The following is a 19,303-nucleotide window of genomic DNA, read 5'->3' as shown; positions in this document are numbered from 1 at the left end:
GGGGGGGGGGGGGGCGGGTGGGGGGGGGGGGGGGGCCGGGCCGGGGGGGGCGGGGGGGGGGGGGTTGGGGGTGGGGGGGGGGGGGGGGGGGGGGGGCCCCCCCCCCCCCGACCCCACCCGAGAATTAGCAGTACAGACGACGACATAGGGGACATAGTGCTCGACGTCAACTTCTTCGACGAGCTGCGCATTGGTCTCGCCACCGCCGACGACATCCGTCAGTGGTCGCACGGCGAGGTCAAGAAGCCTGAGACGATCAACTACCGCACCCTGAAGCCGGAAAAGGACGGGCTCTTCTGCGAGAAGATCTTCGGTCCGCAGCGGGACTGGGAGTGCTACTGCGGTAAGTACAAGCGCGTCCGGTTCAAGGGCATCATCTGTGAGCGCTGCGGCGTCGAGGTGACTCGCTCCAAGGTCCGTCGTGAGCGGATGGGGCACATCGAGCTCGCCGCTCCGGTGACCCACATCTGGTACTTCAAGGGCGTTCCGAGCCGGCTGGGCTACCTGCTGGACCTCGCCCCCAAGGACCTCGAAAAGATCATTTACTTCGCCTCGTACGTCGTGACGAGCGTGGACGCGGAGTCGCGTCACCGTGACCTCTCGACGATCGAGAACGAGATCCTGGCCGAGAAGCGGCAGTCCGAGAACAGCCGCGACTCGGAGATCGAGAAGCGGGCCGCCAAGCTCGAGGCCGACCTGGCCGAGCTGGAGGCCGAGGGTGCCAAGGCGGACGTCCGGCGCAAGGTCAAGGAGGGCGGAGAGCGCGAGATGCGCCAGATCCGCGACCGGGCCCAGCGCGAGATCGACCGCCTGGACGAGGTGCTGGACACCTTCCGCAAGCTGGAGCCGAAGCAGCTGGTCACCGACGAGCTGCTCTACCGCGAGCTGCGCGACCGGTTCGGTGAGTACTTCACCGGGTCCATGGGCGCCGAGGCGATCAAGGCGCTGGTCCAGAACATGGACCTCGACGCCGAGGCCGAGAGCCTGCGGGAGACCATCCGGTCCGGCAAGGGCCAGCGGAAGATCCGGGCGCTCAAGCGACTCAAGGTCGTCGCGGCGTTCCTGAACACCCGTAACTCGCCGCTCGGCATGGTGCTGGACTGCGTCCCGGTCATCCCGCCGGACCTGCGCCCGATGGTGCAGCTCGACGGTGGCCGCTTCGCGACCTCGGACCTGAACGACCTGTACCGCCGCGTGATCAACCGGAACAACCGCCTCAAGCGGCTGATCGACCTCGGCGCGCCCGAGATCATCGTCAACAACGAGAAGCGGATGCTCCAGGAGGCCGTCGACGCGCTGTTCGACAACGGCCGTCGCGGCCGGCCGGTCACCGGCCCGGGTAACCGCCCGCTCAAGTCGCTGTCCGACATGCTCAAGGGCAAGCAGGGCCGGTTCCGCCAGAACCTGCTGGGCAAGCGCGTCGACTACTCCGGCCGTTCGGTCATCGTGGTCGGCCCGAAGCTCAAGCTGCACCAGTGCGGTCTGCCCAAGCAGATGGCGCTGGAGCTGTTCAAGCCGTTCGTGATGAAGCGGCTGGTCGACCTCAACCACGCACAGAACATCAAGTCCGCCAAGCGGATGGTCGAGCGTCAGCGCCCGGTCGTGTGGGACGTGCTGGAAGAGGTCATCGGCGAGCACCCGGTGCTGCTCAACCGCGCACCGACCCTGCACCGCCTGGGCATCCAGGCCTTCGAGCCGCAGCTGGTCGAGGGCAAGGCGATCCAGATCCACCCGCTGGTCTGCACCGCGTTCAACGCCGACTTCGACGGTGACCAGATGGCGGTGCACGTGCCGCTGTCCGCCGAGGCTCAGGCCGAGGCGCGGATCCTCATGCTGTCGTCGAACAACATCCTCAAGCCGGCCGACGGTAAGCCGGTCACCATGCCCACCCAGGACATGGTCATCGGTCTGTACCACCTCACCCACCTCACCGCCGGTGAGAAGGGCGAGGGCCGGGCGTTCAGCTCGGACGCCGAGGCGCGGATGGCCTTCGACAACGGCGAGCTGCACCTGCAGGCGCCCGTGAAGATCCGCCTGCGTGGCGTGGTCGGTGTCGACAACGGCGCTGGCTCCGAGACGTGGACCGCCCCGGAGGGCTGGGTCGAGGGTGACCCGCTGACCGTGGAGACCACCCTCGGTCGGGTGCTGTTCAACGAGACGCTGCCGCAGGGCTACCGCTTCGTGAACTACGAGATCCGCAAGGGTCAGCTCTCCGCGATCGTCAACGACCTCGCCGAGCGCTTCCCCAAGGTGGCGCTTGCCGCCACCCTGGACGGGCTCAAGGAGGCCGGTTTCCACTGGGCCACCTGGTCCGGCGTGACGATCGGCATGGAGGACGTCATCGCGCCTCCGCGCAAGGCGGAGATCCTGGCGCGGTACGAGAAGGACGCCGACCAGATCGACAAGCAGTACCAGCGTGGTCTGATGACCGCCGAGGAGCGTCGCGGCGAGCTCATCGAGATCTGGACCAAGGCGACCAACGAGGTCGCCAAGGAGATGGACACCGCGCTGCCGCAGGAGAACCCGCTGTGGAAGATGATCCACTCGGGTGCCCGCGGTAACCTGCTCCAGCTCCGGCAGATCGCGGCGATCCGTGGTCTGGTGGCCAACCCCAAGGGCGAGATCATCCCGCGGCCGATCAAGGCCAGCTACCGGGAGGGTCTGTCCGTGCTGGAGTACTTCATCTCCACGCACGGTGCCCGTAAGGGTCTCGCCGACACCGCGCTGCGGACCGCCGACTCGGGTTACCTGACCCGTCGTCTGGTGGACGTCTCGCAGGACGTCATCATCCGCGAAGAGGACTGCGGCACCGACCGGGCGATCCCGATGCAGATCGGCGAGAAGCTGGACGGCAAGCTGGTCGTCCACACCCACGCCGAGACGAGCGTGCACGCCCGTACCCTCGCCGACGACATCAAGGGGCCGGACGGCACCGTGGTCGCCGAGCGCGGTCAGGACATCAACTCCATCGGGGTCGACAAGATCGTCGCCGCTGGTGTGGAGACGGTCCGGGTGCGCAGCGTGCTCACCTGCGAGTCGAAGCTGGGCGTCTGCGCGGCCTGCTACGGCCGCTCGCTGCCGACCGGCAAGTCGGTCGACATCGGCGAGGCGGTCGGCATCATCGCCGCCCAGTCCATCGGTGAGCCCGGTACGCAGCTGACGATGCGTACCTTCCACACCGGTGGTGTCGCGGGTGAGGACATCACCCAGGGGCTGCCGCGTGTTCAGGAAATCTTCGAGGCCCGGGTCCCGAAGGGTAAGGCGCCCATCGCCGACACCCCCGGCCGGATCCGGATCGAGGACGGCGAGCGCTCGCGCAAGATCATCGTGGTGCCGGACGACGGCAGCGAAGAGATCGTCTACGACAAGATCTCGAAGCGGGTCAAGCTCCGGACCCACGACGGCGGTCACGTCGCGGTCGGCGAGAAGCTGACCGAGGGCACCATCGACCCGCACGAGTTGCTGCGGATCATGGGTCCGCGGGCGGTCCAGGTCCACCTGACCAGTGAGGTCCAGGAGGTCTACCGCTCGCAGGGTGTGCTCATCCACGACAAGCACATCGAGATCATCATCCGCCAGATGCTCAAGCGGGTGACGGTCATCGACTCCGGCTCGACCGAGTTCCTGCCGGGTGTGCTCGTCGACCGGGCGCTGTTCGAGTCGGAGAACCGCCGGCTCGTCTCGGAGGGCGGCGAGCCCGCCGCTGGCCGTCCGGTGCTGATGGGTATCACCAAGGCCTCGCTGGCCACCGACTCCTGGCTCTCGGCGGCCTCCTTCCAGGAGACCACCCGGGTGCTGACCGACGCTGCGATCAACTCGCGCAGCGACTCGCTGGTCGGCCTCAAGGAGAACGTGATCATCGGAAAGCTCATCCCGGCCGGTACCGGCATCAGCAAGTACCGCAACGTCCGGGTCGAGCCGACCGAGGAGGCCAAGGCCAAGGTCTACTCGATGACCGGTTACCCGGAGACCGACTACGGCTTCGGGCCGGCCAGCGGGCAGGCCGTGCCGCTGGACGACTTCGACTTCGGGTCGTACCGCTAAGCACCAGTCACACGACGAGGCCCCCGGTGAAAGCCGGGGGCCTCGTCGTGTCCGTGCCCACCCACCCCCGGGTCGGGTTCGGCATGATGGGGGGATGACGACCGCACCCGGGCAGGTGTCCGTCGCCCCGCAGGGGCTGCGCCACCCGCTGGACCCGGACCCGGCTCGCGCCACGAAGGCACGGGCGGTCTTCGCGCTAGGCCTGCTCGGCATGCTGACCGGGTTGTTCATCGGTGGCGTGGTGCCGGCGACGGTGGCCCTGCAACTGGCCCGACAGGCGCGCCGGGAGGCGTACGCCTCGGGGGGTTTCCTGACCGGCAGCGTCTGGCTGCGGCGGGGGGAGTGGATGGCCTGGACCGGCCTGGTGCTGGTCGCGGTCAGCGTGGTGGCCGCGGTGGTCATCGGCGTGGTGCGGTTGGCCGGCGCCCCGTTCGGCCACGACTACCCGGCGAACATGGACTGAGCCGCCGCTGGCTGCCGGGCGCGGGCCGCGGCGCTCGCGGCGGTAGCCTGGCCGGTGTCCGCCGTGTGGCGGTGGCGGCCTTTCGACAGGAGGACCTCGTGACGGAACCGGCGCGGCCCCCCGCGGACGAACCGGCCGGCCCTCCGGACCCGTCGGCTCCTCCGTCCGAACCGGCCGGCCCTCCGGACCCGCCGGCGCCTCCGTCCGAGCCGAGCGACTGGGCGCGACCGGGCCCGGGCGGTGAGCCACAGCCACCGGTGTCCACCCCGGGTGCACCGCCGCCCCCGGCTCCGCACCCCGGCTGGACTCCGACCGGCTGGGGCGCGACCACGGCGCCCGGCTCCGCGCAGCCGTACCCGGTCTCCAGCGCGCCGGCCTCTACGCCGCCGCAGGGCTGGGGCCCGCCCTCGCCCGGTCCCGGTGCGCCGCCCGGCTGGGGCCCGCCGGCACCTGGACCGGGTGCGCCGTACGGCTGGAGCCCACCCTCGTCGGGGCCCGGTGCGCCGCCCGGCTGGGGTCCGCCGTCGTCCGGGCCGGGTGCGCCGTACGGCTGGGGTCCGCCGGCGAATCCCGGGGCACCGCCCGGCTGGGGTCCGCCGTCGTCCGGGCCCGGAACGCCGCCCGGCTGGGGTCCGCCGCCCGGGCACGGCCCCGGGTGGGGTGGCGCGCAGGCGCGTTCGGTGCCGCCGCCCACCGACGACCAGCGCCGGCCGCCGAAGCGGGTGGAAGCGGTCTCGGGTACGCCGTTCGGCGTCGTCCACCTGGACGTGGCGCCGGTCACCTCCGGGCTGGCCATCGGGGCGCTGGTGGCGGGGGTCGCATCGGTCCTGGTCTCGCTGCTGGTGATCTGCTTCGGAGTGGCCTTCAAGAACGACGGCGGGGCGTGGGCCTCCGGAGCGTTCGCCGCGCTGGGTGTGCTGGCCGGCGGCGCGGCGGTCGTCGTCGGGCTGCTCGGCCGGCGCCAGATCCGCCGGCCGGCCGCGCCCTCCGCCGTCCAGTTCACCGGTCGCGGGCTGGCGATGGCCGGGATCAGCTGCGGCGCGGCGGGGGCACTGCTCAGCCTGCTGGGCCTGGGGCTGGCCCTGCTCCTCACCCTGACGTGAGGGTGATCACCGGTGGTTCCGGCACCTGACGGGGCTTTCCCGCGGAAGGGTTCCGGTCCCTCCGGGGGCGATGGGTGCTTCTGCGGGGGAGCCGGTACACTTGTATTCGTAGGTGCCCATCGCGGGCGACGGGGCAAGACGAGATCTGGCCGGCGGGCGTGAGACAGCCGCCGGGCCGTTCCGTTTTGACCTGGGCGGTTGTGGTAGGTACTCTTTCCCCTTGTGCCCGGGCATGCCCGGGCAACTCGTGCGTGCGCTGTTTCCGGCTTACGGACGGCGGCACGACAAGCCAAGGATCCGGGGCGGGGCGACCCGCGCGCCGGTGACACAAACCCGGTACGCACGCGAGAGCGTCGCAACGGGGCCGTGACGAGGGCGACACGCCCGACCGCGGGTGCCGGGGTCTCCGCAAGGCGACCCTGGTCGGAATGTAGGAGAGCCGGTCATCAGGCCGGCTAACGAGCAGACGGCGCGGCCGCGGATGCGGCCGAAGGGAGCGGAGAAACCCGGTGCCCACGATCCAGCAGCTGGTCCGAAAGGGCCGCCAGGCGAAGACGACCAAGACCAAGACCCCGGCGCTGAAGGGTTCCCCCCAGCGGCGCGGCGTGTGCACCCGCGTGTACACCACCACCCCTAAGAAGCCGAACTCGGCGCTGCGCAAGGTCGCTCGCGTGAAGCTCAGCAGCCAGATCGAGGTGACCGCCTACATCCCCGGCGTCGGTCACAACCTGCAGGAGCACTCGATCGTGCTCGTCCGCGGCGGCCGGGTGAAGGACCTCCCCGGCGTGCGTTACAAGATCGTTCGCGGCTCGCTGGACACCCAGGGTGTCCGCAACCGCAAGCAGGCGCGCAGCCGTTACGGCGCGAAGAAGGAGAAGAGCTGACATGCCGCGTAAGGGACCCGCTCCGCGGCGGCCACTGGTCGCTGACCCGGTGTACAACTCGCCGCTGGTCACCCAGCTGGTGAACAAGATCCTGCTCCGCGGCAAGCGTCAGCTCGCCGAGTCCATCGTGTACGCGGCCCTCGAGGGCTGCCGCGAGAAGTCCGGCACCGACCCGGTCGTCACCCTCAAGCGGGCGATGGACAACGTCAAGCCGACCCTCGAGGTGCGCAGCCGTCGTGTCGGTGGCGCCACCTACCAGGTTCCGGTCGAGGTCCGCCCGACCCGGGCGACCACCCTGGGCCTGCGCTGGCTGGTCACGTACTCCCGCGCCCGGCGCGAGAAGACCATGGTCGAGCGGCTGATGAACGAGCTGCTGGACGCGAGCAACGGCCTCGGTGCCGCCGTGAAGCGGCGCGAGGACACGCACAAGATGGCCGAGTCCAACAAGGCCTTCGCGCACTACCGCTGGTAACACCCTGGTTCCGGCGCCTTCGGGCGCCGGAACCGCCACCAGTTGAGTCGAGACGACGATAAGTAGGGATTGAAGTGGCCGCCGCAGACGCGCTCGCCAAGGTACGCAACATCGGCATCATGGCGCACATCGATGCCGGTAAGACCACGACCACCGAGCGAATCCTGTTCTACACCGGCATCACGTACAAGATCGGTGAGGTCCACGAGGGCGCTGCCGTCATGGACTGGATGGAGCAGGAGCAGGAGCGTGGTATCACCATCACCTCCGCTGCTACCAAGTGTGAGTGGAAAGACCACACGATCCAGATCATCGACACGCCCGGTCACGTCGACTTCACGGTCGAGGTCGAGCGGTCGCTGCGGGTCCTGGATGGTGCGGTCGCGGTTTACGACGGTGTCGCCGGCGTGGAACCGCAGACGGAGAACGTCTGGCGGCAGGCCGACAAGTACAACGTCCCGCGTATGTGCTTCGTCAACAAGCTCGACCGGACCGGCGCCGACTTCTTCCGCTGCGTGCAGATGATGATCGACCGGTTGAACGCCACCCCGCTGGTGCTCCAGATCCCGATCGGGCTCGAGGGCGACCACATCGGTGTCGTCGACCTGATCGGCATGCGCGCGCTCACCTGGCGCGGGGAGACCCAGAAGGGTGAGGACTACGCGGTTGAGGAGATCCCGGCCGACCTGGCCGACTCCGCGGCCGAGTGGCGCGAGAAGCTGATGGAGACCCTCGCCGACGTCGACGACGCGGTGATGGAGAAGTACCTGGAGGGCGAGGAGATCTCCGTCGAGGAGATCAAGGCCGCCATCCGGCGTGCCACCATCGCCGGCAAGGCCAACCCGGTGCTGTGCGGCTCGGCGTTCAAGAACAAGGGCGTCCAGCCCATGCTCGACGCCGTGGTCGACTTCCTGCCGTCGCCGCTGGACGTTCCGGCGATCGAGGGTACGGCCACCGACGGCGAGACCCCGCTGCTGCGTAAGCCGTCCAACTCGGAGCCCTTCTCCGGCCTGGCCTTCAAGATCCAGACGGACAAGCACCTGGGCAAGCTCACCTACGTGCGGGTCTACTCCGGCACGCTCGATTCCGGTTCCCAGGTGGTCAACTCCACCAAGGACCGCAAGGAGCGGATCGGCAAGATCTACCAGATGCACGCCAACAAGCGGGAAGAGCGTCCGTCGGCGCAGGCCGGCGACATCATCGCCGTGCAGGGTCTCAAGCAGACCACCACCGGCGACACTCTCTCCGACCCGGCGAACCCGGTAATCCTGGAGTCGATGACCTTCCCGGAGCCGGTCATCTCGGTGGCGATCGAGCCGAAGACCAAGTCCGACCAGGAGAAGCTGGGCACGGCCATCCAGCGCCTGGCCGAGGAGGACCCGACCTTCCGCGTCCAGCTGGACGAGGAGACCGGTCAGACGGTCATCTCCGGCATGGGTGAGCTGCACCTGGACATCCTGGTCGACCGGATGCGCCGCGAGTTCAACGTCGAGGCCAACGTCGGCAAGCCGCAGGTGGCGTACCGCGAGACCATCCGCCGCAAGGTGGACAAGGTCGAGTACACCCACAAGAAGCAGACCGGTGGTTCCGGCCAGTACGCCCGCGTGATCGTGAGCGTCGAGCCGCTTCCGCTGGACAACGACTCGCCGACCTACGAGTTCGCCAACGCCGTCAGCGGCGGCCGCATCCCCCGGGAGTTCATCCCCTCGGTGGACGCCGGTGCGCAGGACGCGCTGCAGTACGGCATCCTGGCGGGCTTCCCGCTGGTCGGCGTGAAGCTGACCCTGCTGGACGGCCAGTACCACGAGGTCGACTCGTCGGAAATGGCATTCAAGATCGCCGGCTCGATGGTGATGAAGGACGCGGCCCGCAAGGCCGACCCGGCGTTGCTCGAGCCGATGATGGCCGTTGAAGTCACCACTCCTGAGGAGAACATGGGTGACGTCATCGGTGACCTCAACTCCCGCCGCGGCATCATCCAGGCGATGGAGGAGCGCAGTGGCGCCCGCATCGTCCGGGCCCTGGTGCCGTTGTCGGAGATGTTCGGCTACGTCGGCGACCTGCGGTCGAAGACCCAGGGCCGGGCTAGCTACAGCATGCAGTTCGACTCCTACGCCGAGGTTCCGCAGAGCGTCGCGAAGGAGATCATCGCCAAGGCAACGGGCGAGTAACGCTCTGAGCAGGTGATTCGTGGTTGGTCGCGGGAGGGTTCACCCGCCCGCGGCCACCACGATCGGATCGCGTGAGACCGGGCCTGTAGGCTTCATCGCCGCAGAACCCACAAAGGCTCTCCGGCCGTCAGGCCGGAAAGGCTGTCGACAGAGTCCTAAGCGCCGACCGGCGCGCCGGGCGTACGAACCAAGAAGTCCACAGGAGGACACCAGTGGCGAAGGCTAAGTTCGAGCGGACTAAGCCGCACGTCAACATCGGCACCATTGGTCACATCGACCACGGTAAGACGACGCTGACGGCGGCCATCACCAAGGTCCTGCACGACCAGTACCCGGACCTGAACCCCTACACGCCGTTCGACGAGATCGACAAGGCGCCGGAGGAGAAGGCCCGCGGCATCACGATCTCGATCGCGCACGTCGAGTACCAGACCGAGTCGCGGCACTACGCGCACGTCGACTGCCCTGGGCACGCCGACTACATCAAGAACATGATCACCGGTGCCGCGCAGATGGACGGCGCGATCCTGGTGGTCGCGGCGACCGACGGCCCGATGCCGCAGACCCGCGAGCACGTGCTGCTGGCCCGTCAGGTCGGTGTGCCGTACATCGTCGTGGCGCTCAACAAGAGCGACATGGTCGATGACGAGGAGCTCCTGGAGCTCGTCGAGCTCGAGGTCCGTGAGCTGCTCTCCTCGCAGGAGTACCCGGGTGACGACCTGCCGGTCGTTCGGGTCTCGGCGCTGAAGGCCCTCGAGGGTGACCCCGAGTGGACCGGCAAGCTGCTGGACCTGATGACGGCGGTCGACACCTCGATCCCGCAGCCGGAGCGCGAGGTTGACAAGCCGTTCCTGATGCCGGTTGAGGACGTCTTCACGATCACCGGTCGTGGCACCGTCGTCACCGGTCGCGTGGAGCGCGGCGTTCTCCTGCCGAACGAGGATGTTGAGCTCGTCGGTATCAAGGAGAAGAGCTTCAAGACCAAGGTCACCGCGATCGAGATGTTCCGGAAGACCCTGGACGACGCCCGCGCAGGTGAGAACGTCGGCCTGCTGCTGCGTGGTACCAAGCGCGACGAGGTCGAGCGCGGCATGGTCGTCGTGAAGCCGGGCTCGAACACCCCGCACACGGAGTTCGAGGCGACGGTCTACATCCTCTCCAAGGAGGAGGGCGGCCGGCACACCCCGTTCTTCCAGAACTACCGCCCGCAGTTCTACTTCCGGACCACGGACGTCACCGGTGTCGTCACCCTCCCCGAGGGCACCGAGATGGTCATGCCGGGTGACAACACGTCCATGTCGGTGAAGCTGATCCAGCCCATCGCCATGGAGGAGAACCTCAAGTTCGCGATCCGCGAGGGTGGCCGCACCGTCGGCGCCGGGTTCGTCACCAAGATCAACAAGTGAGCTAGGTAACCCCGATTAGACCCGCCGCCGGTCGTGCGGCATACTAGTCAGGTTGCGTAACGACAGTTCGTCGCCTGTGTTCGGCTTTCGCTGAACCTCCGGGTGGCGAGGCAGTCGAGCGTAGGGTGGTTGGCGGCCCAGTCGCCAACCACCCTCGCACGGCGTTCTGGTCGCGGTAATGCGATCGGCGCCTTGACCCACCGCGCGGTCAGCACCACTCCGGAACCAAGGGGCGGAGCTCGGCCCGAGGGCGCGACACGCCCGACCGCGGGGGTCGGCGAAGTGGGCCTGTGCCAGCCGGTACAGGCGCCCGCAACACAGCGGCATCGAGAGAAGGAACAGAAGCCACCATGGCGGGACAGAAGATCCGCATCCGGCTCAAGGCCTATGACCACGAGGTCGTCGACTCCTCGGCTCGGAAGATCGTCGAGACGGTGACGCGCACCGGGGCGCAGGTCGCGGGCCCGGTGCCGCTGCCCACGGAGATCAACCGTTTCTGCGTTATCCGCTCGCCGCACAAGTACAAGGACTCGCGCGAGCACTTCGAGATGCGCACGCACAAGCGGCTGATCGACATCATCGACCCGACCCCGAAGACGGTCGACTCGCTCATGCGCCTCGACCTGCCGGCTGGCGTCGACATCGAGATCAAGCTGTAGGGACCGGACAAATGGACAGGCAAGTCAAGGGGATCCTGGGCGCCAAGCTCGGCATGACCCAGGTCTGGGACAACAACCGTGTTGTTCCCGTGACCGTGGTCGAGGCCGGCCCGTGCGTCATCAGCCAGGTTCGTAGCGCCGAGAAGGACGGTTACTCAGCGGTCCAGCTGGCGTACGGCACCATCGACCCGCGCAAGGTCAAGAAGCCGATCAGCGGGCACTACGCCAAGGCGGACGTGGCGCCGCGCCGGCACATCGTCGAGCTGCGCACCACGGACGCCGGGGAATACTCGCTCGGCCAGGAAGTCACGGTCGAGGAGTTCCCGGCCGGCGTCACCATCGACGTCACCGGCAAGACCAAGGGCAAGGGCTACGCCGGCCCGATGAAGCGGCACGGCTTCCACGGCCTGGGCGCCGGCCACGGTGTCGAGCGTAAGCACCGCTCGCCCGGTTCCATCGGCGCCTGCGCCACTCCGGGTCGTGTCTTCAAGGGCACCCGGATGGCCGGCCGCATGGGTGGCGTGCGGTACACCGTGCAGAACCTCACCGTCCAGGCGGTCGACACCGAGAACAACCTGCTGCTCGTCCGGGGTGCCATTCCTGGCCCCAAGGGCGCGCTGGTTCTGGTCCGGACCGCGGCCAAGAGCAAGGTGAAGAAGGGCGGTGCGGCCAAGTGACCACCGTTGACGTGCGCACCGTCGAAGGCACCACCAGCGGCTCGGTCGAGCTGCCGGAGGACATCTTCGACGTGCAGGCCAACGTCGCGCTGATGCACCAGGTCGTGGTGGCCCAGCTCGCGGCGGCCCGACAGGGCACGCACAAGGCCAAGACCCGCGGCGAGGTCGCCGGTGGCGGCAAGAAGCCGTACAAGCAGAAGGGCACCGGTCGCGCCCGGCAGGGCTCGATCCGCGCGCCGCAGTTCGCCGGCGGTGGCGTCGTGCACGGTCCCGTGCCGCGCGACTACAGCCAGCGGACCCCGAAGAAGATGAAGGCCGCCGCGCTGCGCGGTGCCCTCTCCGACCGGGCTCGCGCCGGGCAGGTGCACGTCGTCGAGGCGTTCGTCTCGGGCGAGAAGCCGTCGACCAAGGCGGCCCTGGCCACGCTGACCAAGCTCACCGAGGCCCGTCGGGTCCTGGTCGTGCTGAGCAGCACCGACGAGCTGAACTGGGTGTCGCTGCGCAACGAGCCGCGCGTGCACCTGATCGAGTCCGGCCAGCTGAACACGTACGACGTGCTGGTGGCCGACGACGTGGTCTTCACCAAGGACGCCCTTGACGAGTTCCTGGGCGTGCCCGCCGAGACCACCGAGGAGGGTGGCAAGTGAGCACGATCGCCGACCCGCGCGACATCATCGTGGCGCCGGTCGTCTCGGAGAAGAGCTACAGCGAGCTGAACCGGAACTGGTACACCTTCCTGGTGCACCCGGACGCGAACAAGACCGAGATCAAGATCGCTATCCAGCAGATCTTCAACGTCCGCGTCCTGACGGTCAACACGCTCAACCGCCAGGGTAAGCGCAAGCGCACCAAGACCGGCTTCGGTCAGCGCAAGGCGACCAAGCGGGCGATCGTGAAGCTGGCTGACGGTGACCGTATCGAGGCCTTCGGCGGCCCGGTCAGCTGAGGGGTGTAGACAATGGCTATCCGTAAGTACAAGCCGACGACGCCGGGCCGACGTGGCTCCAGCGTCGCTGACTTCGCCGAGATCACCCGGTCCACGCCGGAAAAGTCGCTGCTGGCTCCGTTGCCGAAGAAGGGCGGGCGTAACGCCCACGGCCGGATCACCACGCGGCACCACGGTGGCGGTCACAAGCGCCAGTATCGTCTGATCGACTTCAAGCGGGTCGACAAGGACGGCGTGCCGGCGAAGGTCGCTCACATCGAGTACGACCCGAACCGCACGGCGCGCATCGCGCTGCTGCACTACGCCGACGGCGAGAAGCGGTACATCCTCGCGCCGAAGGACATGAAGCAGGGCGACCGCGTCGAGTCCGGCCCGGGCGCCGACATCAAGCCGGGTAACAACCTGCCGCTGCGCAACATCCCGGTCGGTACCACGATCCACAACGTGGAGCTGCGTCCGGGTGGCGGGGCCAAGCTGGCCCGTTCCGCCGGCGTCGGCATCCAGCTGCTCGGCCGCGAGGGCGCGTACGCGACCCTTCGTATGCCGTCCGGCGAGATCCGGCGGGTGGACGTGCGCTGCCGCGCCAGCATCGGCGAGATCGGCAACGCCGACCAGTCGAACATCAACTGGGGTAAGGCCGGCCGGATGCGGTGGAAGGGCAAGCGCCCGACCGTCCGTGGTGTCGCCATGAACCCGGTCGACCACCCGCACGGTGGTGGTGAGGGTAAGACCTCCGGTGGTCGCCACCCGGTCAACCCGCAGGGTAAGCCCGAGGGCCGCACCCGCCGTAAGGGCCAGCCGAGTGACCGGCTGATCGTCCGCCGTCGCTACGCCACGCGTAAGCGCGGCTGAGGGAGATAAGACATGCCTCGCAGCCTGAAGAAGGGCCCGTTCGTAGACGACCACCTGCTCAAGAAGGTGGAAGTTCAGAACGACAAGGGCTCCAAGAACGTGATCAAGACCTGGTCGCGGCGCTCGACGATCATCCCCGAGATGCTGGGGCACACGATCGCCGTGCATGACGGACGCAAGCACGTCCCGGTGTTCGTGACCGAGGCGATGGTCGGGCACAAGCTCGGCGAGTTCGCGCTGACCCGCACGTTCAAGGGTCACGAGAAGGACGACCGGAAGAGCCGTCGGCGCTGACGCCGCGGGCATACGGATAGAGGGAACAAGGGGTTACAGCGATGCCAGGAAAGGGCGACGCTCCGGTGCTTCCGGGCGCGCGGGCGGTTGCGCGGCACGTGCGCATCTCGCCGATGAAGGCGCGCCGGGTGGTCAACCTCGTCCGCGGCCTGCCCGCGAAGGAGGCGCTCACGGTGCTGCAGTTCGCGCCGCAGGCTGCGAGCGAGCAGGTGTACAAGGTGCTCGCTAGCGCGATCGCCAACGCGGAGAACAACGAGCGGCTGGACCCCGACGCGCTGCTCGTCAGCGAGGCCTTCGTGGACGAGGGCCCGACGATGAAGCGGTTCCAGCCGCGGGCGCAGGGTCGGGCGTACCGAATCCGCAAGCGCACCTGCCACATCACCGTGGCGGTCGAAGCGGTCGCGCCGGCAGCGCCGAGGAAGGCCGCGGCGAAGAAGGCCGCCCCGGCCACGGAGGCCGCACCGGCCGAAGCGCAGAGCAAGACGGAGGACGCCGAGTAATGGGTCAGAAGGTTCACCCCACTGGGTTCCGGCTCGGCATCTCGACCGACTGGAAGTCCCGCTGGTTCGCGGACAAGCTCTACAAGGACTACATCGGCGAGGATGTCAAGATCCGCCGGATGATGTCCAAGGGCCTCGAGCGTGCCGGCATCTCCAAGGTCGACATCGAGCGCACCCGCGACCGGGTCCGCGTCGACATCCACACCGCCCGGCCGGGCATCGTCATCGGCCGTAAGGGTGCGGAGGCCGACCGGATCCGCGGCGAGCTTGAGAAGCTCACCGGCAAGCAGGTTCAGCTGAACATCATCGAGGTGAAGAACCCCGAGTCGGACGCTCAGCTGGTTGCGCAGGGCGTGGCCGAGCAGCTGTCCAGCCGGGTCAGCTTCCGTCGGGCGATGCGCAAGGCCATGCAGTCGGCGATGAAGAACCCGGTCTGCAAGGGCATCCGGGTTCAGGTCTCGGGTCGCCTCGGCGGCGCCGAGATGAGCCGGACCGAGTTCTACCGTGAGGGCCGGGTTCCGCTGCACACGCTGCGGGCCAACATCGAGTACGGCTTCTTCGAGGCCCGTACCACGTTCGGTCGGATCGGTGTGAAGGTCTGGATCTACAAGGGCGACGCCGTCCCGGGCCGGGAGGCTCCGGCCGAGGCCGGTCCGTCCCGCCCGCGTCGTGGTGAGCGCGGCGACCGTCCCGAGCGTCCGCGCCGTGGCCGGTCGGGTTCGTCCGGCACCACGGCTGGTGGCACCGAGGCCGGTCGGGCTGCTGCGACCACCATCGCGCAGCAGGCCGAGACGCCGAGCGGCGAGCCGGTCGACAGCGCAGCTGTCGCCGCCACTGCTGCTCCGGCAGAAACGCAGCAGGAGGGCTGACAGATGCTGATGCCGCGCAAGCCCCCGAAGGGCTTCCGCAAGCCGCACCACCCGGACCGCAGTGGCGCGTCCAAGGGTGGTAACCGGGTGGTGTTCGGCGAGTTCGGGATCCAGGCTCTCGAGCCGGCGTACGTGACGAACCGGCAGATCGAGTCGGCACGTATCGCGATGACTCGCCACATCAAGCGTGGTGGCAAGGTCTGGATCACGATCTTCCCGGACCAGGCCCTCACCAAGAAGCCTGCCGAGACCCGGATGGGTTCCGGTAAGGGTTCGCCCGAGTGGTGGGTCGCCAACGTCAAGCCGGGGCGGGTTCTCTTCGAGATGTCCTTCCCCAACGAGCAGACCGCGCGAGAGGCCATGCGTCGCGCGATCCACAAGCTCCCGATGAAGTGCCGCATTGTTACGCGCGAAGTGGGTGAATCCTGATGGCAGCGGGCGTTAAGGCGACCGAGCTGCGTGAGCTCTCCGAAGAGGAGCTGGTCACGAAGCTGCGGGAGGCCAAGGCGGAGCTGTTCAACCTCCGCGTGCAGGCCGCAACCGGGCAGCTGGACAACAACCGGCGGTTGCAGGTCATCCGTCGGGAGATCGCCCGGATCTACACGATCATGCGTGAGCGCGAGCTGGGGCTCTCGGCCGCGCCGACTGAGGTGACTGCATCATGACCGAAGAGACCGCCACCGCCGCCGCGCGGTCGCGCCGCAAGGTCCGCGAGGGCCTGGTGATCAGCGACAAGATGGACAAGACCGTCGTGGTCGAGGTCGAGGACCGGGTTCGGCACGCGCTGTACGGCAAGATCATGCGCCGTACGGCCAAGCTGAAGGTGCACGACGAGCAGAACGCCGCTGGCACCGGTGACCGGGTTCTCATCATGGAGACCCGGCCGCTGAGCGCCACCAAGCGTTGGCGGATCGTGGAGATCCTGGAAAAGGCCAAGTAGCGAAGGCTCGAGCCCGGCGTTGCGTCGGGCGTAGGTTCCGCCAGGCTCCGGCCGCTACGGCGGCCGGAGAACCGGCAGACATAGGAGATAGACGTGATTCAGCAGGAGTCGCGACTGCGTGTCGCCGACAACACGGGTGCTCGGGAGATCCTGTGCATTCGGGTTCTCGGTGGCTCGGGTCGGCGCTACGCGAGCATCGGCGACGTCATCGTGGCCACGGTCAAGGACGCGATCCCGGGTGCCGGTGTGAAGAAGGGCGACGTCGTCAAGGCGGTCATCGTTCGCACCGCCAAGGAGAGGCGTCGGCCGGACGGCTCGTACATCCGCTTCGACGAGAACGCCGCCGTCATCATCAAGGACGGCGGGGACCCGCGTGGAACCCGCATCTTCGGCCCGGTGGGCCGGGAGCTGCGGGACAAGCGGTTCATGAAGATTATTTCCCTCGCGCCGGAGGTGTTGTGACCGTGAAGGTCAAGAAGGGCGACACGGTCGTCATCATCGCCGGCAAGGACAAGGGCGCCAAGGGCAAGGTCATTGCGGCCTACCCGCGGCAGGACAAGGTCCTGGTCGAGGGCGTGAACCGGGTCAAGAAGCACACCCGAATCAGCACCACCCAGCGTGGCGCCAAGACCGGCGGCATCGTCACTCAGGAGGCCCCGATCCACGTCTCGAACGTGCAGGTCCTGGACTCCGACGGCAAGCCGACCCGCGTCGGTTACCGGATCGACGACAACGGCCAGAAGGTCCGCATCGCGCGTAGCACCGGTAAGGACCTGTGATGACCACGGCTACCGAAAAGACCCTGCCGCGCCTCAAGGAGCGGTACCGCAACGAGATCGTGGCCCAGCTGCGTGAGCAGCACAGCTACGGCAACCCCATGCAGGTGCCGCGGCTGGTCAAGATCGTCGTCAACATGGGTGTCGGCGAGGCTGCTCGCGACGCCAAGCTGATCGACGGTGCGGTCCGCGACCTCGCCACGATCACCGGCCAGAAGCCGCAGGTGCGGCGGGCGACCAAGTCCATCGCGCAGTTCAAGCTCCGCGAGGGCATGCCGATCGGCGCGAAGGTCACCCTTCGCGGCGACCGGATGTGGGAGTTCCTGGACCGGCTGCTCTCCATCTCGCTGCCCCGTATCCGCGACTTCCGCGGCCTGGACGGGCGCAAGCTGGACGGGCACGGCAACTACACGTTCGGTCTGACCGAGCAGTCGGTGTTCCACGAGATCGACCAGGACCGGATCGATCGCCAGCGGGGCATGGACATCACGGTGGTCACGACCGCCACGACCGACGACGAGGGCCGGGCGCTGCTCAAGCTCCTGGGCTTCCCGTTCAAGGAGAACTGAGATGGCCAAGAAGGCGCTGATCATCAAGGCGGCCGCGAAGCCGAAGTTCTCGGTTCGCGCGTACACCCGCTGCCAGCGGTGCGGGCGTCCGAAGGCGGTCTACCGCAAGTTCGGGCTCTGCCGGGTCTGCATCCGGGAGATGGCTCACCGCGGTGAGCTGCCGGGCGTGTCCAAGGCTTCCTGGTAAGGGCGACCGCGTCCCGGCCGTCGGCCGGGAACTCCTGCACCGATTAGGTATTGCTCTTCGCCGTAGGCCCGGGGCTGATGCCCCGGGAACCCCGGCGAGAAAGGCTGACGAAATCCATGACGATGACCGACCCGATCGCAGACATGCTCACGCGTCTGCGTAACGCCAACCAGGCGTACCACGATCAGGTGAAGATGCCCTACTCCAAGATCAAGGCGAACATCGCCGAGGTCCTGAAGGCCGAGGGTTACATCGCCACCTGGTCGGTCGAGGAGCCCGAGGAGGGCGCCGTCGGCAAGCGACTGGTCGTCGAGCTGAAGTACGGCCAGAACCGCGAGCGGAGCCTGGCCGGCATCAAGCGCGTGTCCAAGCCCGGTCTCCGGGTGTACGCCAAGTCGGACGGGCTCCCGCGGGTGCTCGGTGGGCTGGGCGTGGCGATCATTTCGACGTCCCAGGGGCTGCTGACCGACCGGCAGGCCCGCAAGCGGAGTGTTGGCGGGGAAGTCCTCGCCTTCGTCTGGTAACGGGAGACTGGTAGAAATGTCGCGAATTGGACGTAAGTCGATCCCGGTACCAGCCGGCGTCGACATCACGATCGACGGGCAGACCGTCAAGGTCAAGGGCCCCAAGGGCCAGCTTGAGCACACCCTCGCCGAGCCGATCACGATCGATCGGGCCGAGGATGGGCAGCTGAGCGTCAACCGGCCGAACGACGAGCGCAAGGCCAAGGAACTCCACGGCCTGAGCCGTACGCTGGTTGCGAACATGATCGTCGGGGTCACCGAGGGCTACCGCAAGAGCCTGGAGATCGCCGGCACCGGTTACCGGGTCACCGCCAAGGGTTCGGACCTCGAGTTCGCGCTCGGGTTCTCGCACCCGGTGGTCGTCTCCGCCCCGGCGGGCATCACCTTCACGGTGGAGCGGCCGACCCTGTTCCACGTGGCTGGCATCGACAAGCAGCAGGTCGGTGAGGTCGCCGCCAATATCCGGAAGATCCGCCCGCCGGAGCCCTACAAGGGCAAGGGCGTCAAGTACCAGGGCGAGGTCATCCGCCGCAAGGCCGGAAAGGCAGGTAAGAAGTGAGCGCCACGCTGCTCAAGCGCCGCCGCGGTGTCGCCGCCAAGCGCGCCGTTGGGCGTGCGCGTCGACACTTCCGCGTCCGCAAGAACGTCACCGGTACGGCCGAGCGTCCGCGCCTGGTCGTCACCCGTTCGCTGCGGCACATGGTCGCCCAGGTCGTCGACGACACCAAGGGTCACACCCTGGCGTCGGCGTCGACCCTGGACGCCTCGCTGCGCGGTGCGGAGGGCGACAAGAGCGCCCTCGCTGGCAAGGTGGGCGCTCTGCTCGCCGAGCGGGCCAAGGCCGCTGGCGTCTCCAAGGTCGTCTTCGACCGCGGTGGCAACCGGTACGCGGGGCGAGTCGCCGCGCTTGCCGACGCCGCCCGCGAAGCCGGGCTCGAGTTCTAACAACCCCGTCACGAGAGATAAG

Annotated in this window: 25 protein-coding genes; all 25 read left to right on the top strand. The window is 68.2% G+C overall.

Annotation, left to right across the window (positions count from 1 at the left end):
• The first annotated feature begins 156 nt into the window (after window positions 1-156).
• The 25 genes from ACIBD9_RS14295 (at window position 157) to rplR (ending at window position 19,281) form a co-directional block, all read left to right on the top strand.
• Window positions 157-4,044, top strand: coding sequence for a DNA-directed RNA polymerase subunit beta' (locus ACIBD9_RS14295; RefSeq protein WP_387169489.1), 3,888 nt, complete (start codon window positions 157-159; stop codon window positions 4,042-4,044).
• A 94-nt stretch (window positions 4,045-4,138) separates the two neighbouring features.
• Complete coding sequence (locus tag ACIBD9_RS14290) at window positions 4,139-4,507, top strand: hypothetical protein (protein WP_396717550.1); 369 nt, start codon at window positions 4,139-4,141, stop codon at window positions 4,505-4,507.
• A 722-nt stretch (window positions 4,508-5,229) separates the two neighbouring features.
• The gene (locus tag ACIBD9_RS14285; protein ID WP_396717562.1) at window positions 5,230-5,610 is read left to right on the top strand and encodes a hypothetical protein; all 381 of its coding nucleotides are present in this window, start codon (window positions 5,230-5,232) and stop codon (window positions 5,608-5,610) included.
• Between the two features lie 509 nt (window positions 5,611-6,119).
• Window positions 6,120-6,494, top strand: a complete 375-nt coding sequence (gene rpsL / locus ACIBD9_RS14280; protein ID WP_007465318.1) for a 30S ribosomal protein S12 — start codon at window positions 6,120-6,122, stop codon at window positions 6,492-6,494.
• Window position 6,495: 1 nt separating this feature from the next.
• Complete coding sequence (rpsG, locus tag ACIBD9_RS14275) at window positions 6,496-6,966, top strand: 30S ribosomal protein S7 (protein ID WP_007465317.1); 471 nt, start codon at window positions 6,496-6,498, stop codon at window positions 6,964-6,966.
• Window positions 6,967-7,040: 74 nt separating this feature from the next.
• Complete coding sequence (gene fusA / locus ACIBD9_RS14270) at window positions 7,041-9,137, top strand: elongation factor G (protein ID WP_355580501.1); 2,097 nt, start codon at window positions 7,041-7,043, stop codon at window positions 9,135-9,137.
• A 212-nt stretch (window positions 9,138-9,349) separates the two neighbouring features.
• Entirely contained in the window at window positions 9,350-10,543 is a 1,194-nt protein-coding gene (tuf, locus tag ACIBD9_RS14265; RefSeq protein WP_030489585.1) for an elongation factor Tu, read from the top strand.
• A gap of 350 nt (window positions 10,544-10,893) precedes the next feature.
• Window positions 10,894-11,202: a 30S ribosomal protein S10 gene (rpsJ, locus tag ACIBD9_RS14260; protein WP_007073037.1), complete on the top strand. Its 309-nt coding sequence runs from the start codon at window positions 10,894-10,896 to the stop codon at window positions 11,200-11,202.
• Between the two features lie 11 nt (window positions 11,203-11,213).
• Entirely contained in the window at window positions 11,214-11,879 is a 666-nt protein-coding gene (gene rplC, locus ACIBD9_RS14255; protein WP_088987574.1) for a 50S ribosomal protein L3, read from the top strand.
• Window positions 11,876-12,526: a 50S ribosomal protein L4 gene (gene rplD / locus ACIBD9_RS14250; RefSeq protein WP_030489587.1), complete on the top strand. Its 651-nt coding sequence runs from the start codon at window positions 11,876-11,878 to the stop codon at window positions 12,524-12,526. The genes rplC and rplD overlap by 4 nt, the downstream gene beginning before the upstream one ends.
• Window positions 12,523-12,825 (top strand): 50S ribosomal protein L23, encoded by a 303-nt coding sequence (gene rplW / locus ACIBD9_RS14245; RefSeq protein WP_007465304.1) that lies wholly within the window; start codon window positions 12,523-12,525, stop codon window positions 12,823-12,825. The genes rplD and rplW overlap by 4 nt, the downstream gene beginning before the upstream one ends.
• A 12-nt stretch (window positions 12,826-12,837) precedes the next feature.
• Window positions 12,838-13,677, top strand: a complete 840-nt coding sequence (rplB, locus tag ACIBD9_RS14240) for a 50S ribosomal protein L2 (RefSeq protein ID WP_030489588.1) — start codon at window positions 12,838-12,840, stop codon at window positions 13,675-13,677.
• A 12-nt stretch (window positions 13,678-13,689) separates the two neighbouring features.
• Window positions 13,690-13,971: a 30S ribosomal protein S19 gene (rpsS, locus tag ACIBD9_RS14235; RefSeq protein WP_007465299.1), complete on the top strand. Its 282-nt coding sequence runs from the start codon at window positions 13,690-13,692 to the stop codon at window positions 13,969-13,971.
• Window positions 13,972-14,012: 41 nt separating this feature from the next.
• The gene (gene rplV / locus ACIBD9_RS14230; RefSeq protein ID WP_007465297.1) at window positions 14,013-14,471 is read left to right on the top strand and encodes a 50S ribosomal protein L22; all 459 of its coding nucleotides are present in this window, start codon (window positions 14,013-14,015) and stop codon (window positions 14,469-14,471) included.
• A complete protein-coding gene (rpsC, locus tag ACIBD9_RS14225) occupies window positions 14,471-15,340 on the top strand; it encodes a 30S ribosomal protein S3 (protein WP_091402401.1) in 870 nt (289 codons plus the stop codon). The genes rplV and rpsC overlap by 1 nt, the downstream gene beginning before the upstream one ends.
• A 3-nt stretch (window positions 15,341-15,343) precedes the next feature.
• Window positions 15,344-15,769, top strand: coding sequence for a 50S ribosomal protein L16 (rplP, locus tag ACIBD9_RS14220; RefSeq protein ID WP_053653940.1), 426 nt, complete (start codon window positions 15,344-15,346; stop codon window positions 15,767-15,769).
• Window positions 15,769-16,005, top strand: coding sequence for a 50S ribosomal protein L29 (gene rpmC, locus ACIBD9_RS14215; protein ID WP_007465283.1), 237 nt, complete (start codon window positions 15,769-15,771; stop codon window positions 16,003-16,005). Before rplP ends, rpmC begins: the two co-directional genes overlap by 1 nt.
• Complete coding sequence (gene rpsQ, locus ACIBD9_RS14210; protein ID WP_030489590.1) at window positions 16,002-16,280, top strand: 30S ribosomal protein S17; 279 nt, start codon at window positions 16,002-16,004, stop codon at window positions 16,278-16,280. Before rpmC ends, rpsQ begins: the two co-directional genes overlap by 4 nt.
• Window positions 16,281-16,373: 93 nt before the next feature.
• Window positions 16,374-16,742 carry a 50S ribosomal protein L14 gene (rplN, locus tag ACIBD9_RS14205; protein ID WP_023358185.1) on the top strand — a complete coding sequence of 123 codons (369 nt, stop codon included), beginning with the start codon at window positions 16,374-16,376 and terminating at the stop codon, window positions 16,740-16,742.
• The gene (gene rplX, locus ACIBD9_RS14200; RefSeq protein ID WP_179781030.1) at window positions 16,739-17,059 is read left to right on the top strand and encodes a 50S ribosomal protein L24; all 321 of its coding nucleotides are present in this window, start codon (window positions 16,739-16,741) and stop codon (window positions 17,057-17,059) included. The genes rplN and rplX overlap by 4 nt, the downstream gene beginning before the upstream one ends.
• The gene (gene rplE / locus ACIBD9_RS14195; RefSeq protein ID WP_354944330.1) at window positions 17,059-17,625 is read left to right on the top strand and encodes a 50S ribosomal protein L5; all 567 of its coding nucleotides are present in this window, start codon (window positions 17,059-17,061) and stop codon (window positions 17,623-17,625) included. The genes rplX and rplE overlap by 1 nt, the downstream gene beginning before the upstream one ends.
• 1 nt (window position 17,626) lies before the next feature.
• Window positions 17,627-17,812, top strand: a complete 186-nt coding sequence (locus ACIBD9_RS14190; protein ID WP_007465272.1) for a type Z 30S ribosomal protein S14 — start codon at window positions 17,627-17,629, stop codon at window positions 17,810-17,812.
• 116 nt (window positions 17,813-17,928) lie between these two features.
• Window positions 17,929-18,336: a 30S ribosomal protein S8 gene (gene rpsH / locus ACIBD9_RS14185; protein ID WP_007465270.1), complete on the top strand. Its 408-nt coding sequence runs from the start codon at window positions 17,929-17,931 to the stop codon at window positions 18,334-18,336.
• A gap of 16 nt (window positions 18,337-18,352) precedes the next feature.
• Window positions 18,353-18,895, top strand: coding sequence for a 50S ribosomal protein L6 (gene rplF, locus ACIBD9_RS14180; protein WP_387169479.1), 543 nt, complete (start codon window positions 18,353-18,355; stop codon window positions 18,893-18,895).
• Window positions 18,892-19,281: a 50S ribosomal protein L18 gene (rplR, locus tag ACIBD9_RS14175; RefSeq protein ID WP_203148342.1), complete on the top strand. Its 390-nt coding sequence runs from the start codon at window positions 18,892-18,894 to the stop codon at window positions 19,279-19,281. Before rplF ends, rplR begins: the two co-directional genes overlap by 4 nt.
• The last annotated feature ends 22 nt before the right edge of the window (window positions 19,282-19,303 follow it).

It is taken from the genome of Micromonospora sp. NPDC050784, assembly GCF_044456765.1.
Taxonomy (GTDB): domain Bacteria; phylum Actinomycetota; class Actinomycetes; order Mycobacteriales; family Micromonosporaceae; genus Micromonospora; species Micromonospora foliorum.
The sequence above is the reverse complement of the archived record's forward strand: the minus strand, read 5'-3'. Positions and strand labels throughout refer to the sequence as shown.

Coding starts and splice junctions, on each gene's coding strand:
- ACIBD9_RS14290 (WP_396717550.1), top strand. CDS start 4,139: ATGACGACCGCACCCGGGCAGGTGTCCGTCGCCCCGCAGGGGCTGCGC.
- rpsG (WP_007465317.1), top strand. CDS start 6,496: ATGCCGCGTAAGGGACCCGCTCCGCGGCGGCCACTGGTCGCTGACCCG.
- rpsJ (WP_007073037.1), top strand. CDS start 10,894: ATGGCGGGACAGAAGATCCGCATCCGGCTCAAGGCCTATGACCACGAG.
- rplC (WP_088987574.1), top strand. CDS start 11,214: ATGGACAGGCAAGTCAAGGGGATCCTGGGCGCCAAGCTCGGCATGACC.
- rplB (WP_030489588.1), top strand. CDS start 12,838: ATGGCTATCCGTAAGTACAAGCCGACGACGCCGGGCCGACGTGGCTCC.
- rpsS (WP_007465299.1), top strand. CDS start 13,690: ATGCCTCGCAGCCTGAAGAAGGGCCCGTTCGTAGACGACCACCTGCTC.
- rplV (WP_007465297.1), top strand. CDS start 14,013: ATGCCAGGAAAGGGCGACGCTCCGGTGCTTCCGGGCGCGCGGGCGGTT.
- rpsC (WP_091402401.1), top strand. CDS start 14,471: ATGGGTCAGAAGGTTCACCCCACTGGGTTCCGGCTCGGCATCTCGACC.
- rplP (WP_053653940.1), top strand. CDS start 15,344: ATGCTGATGCCGCGCAAGCCCCCGAAGGGCTTCCGCAAGCCGCACCAC.
- rpmC (WP_007465283.1), top strand. CDS start 15,769: ATGGCAGCGGGCGTTAAGGCGACCGAGCTGCGTGAGCTCTCCGAAGAG.
- rpsQ (WP_030489590.1), top strand. CDS start 16,002: ATGACCGAAGAGACCGCCACCGCCGCCGCGCGGTCGCGCCGCAAGGTC.
- rplE (WP_354944330.1), top strand. CDS start 17,059: ATGACCACGGCTACCGAAAAGACCCTGCCGCGCCTCAAGGAGCGGTAC.
- ACIBD9_RS14190 (WP_007465272.1), top strand. CDS start 17,627: ATGGCCAAGAAGGCGCTGATCATCAAGGCGGCCGCGAAGCCGAAGTTC.
- rpsH (WP_007465270.1), top strand. CDS start 17,929: ATGACGATGACCGACCCGATCGCAGACATGCTCACGCGTCTGCGTAAC.
- rplF (WP_387169479.1), top strand. CDS start 18,353: ATGTCGCGAATTGGACGTAAGTCGATCCCGGTACCAGCCGGCGTCGAC.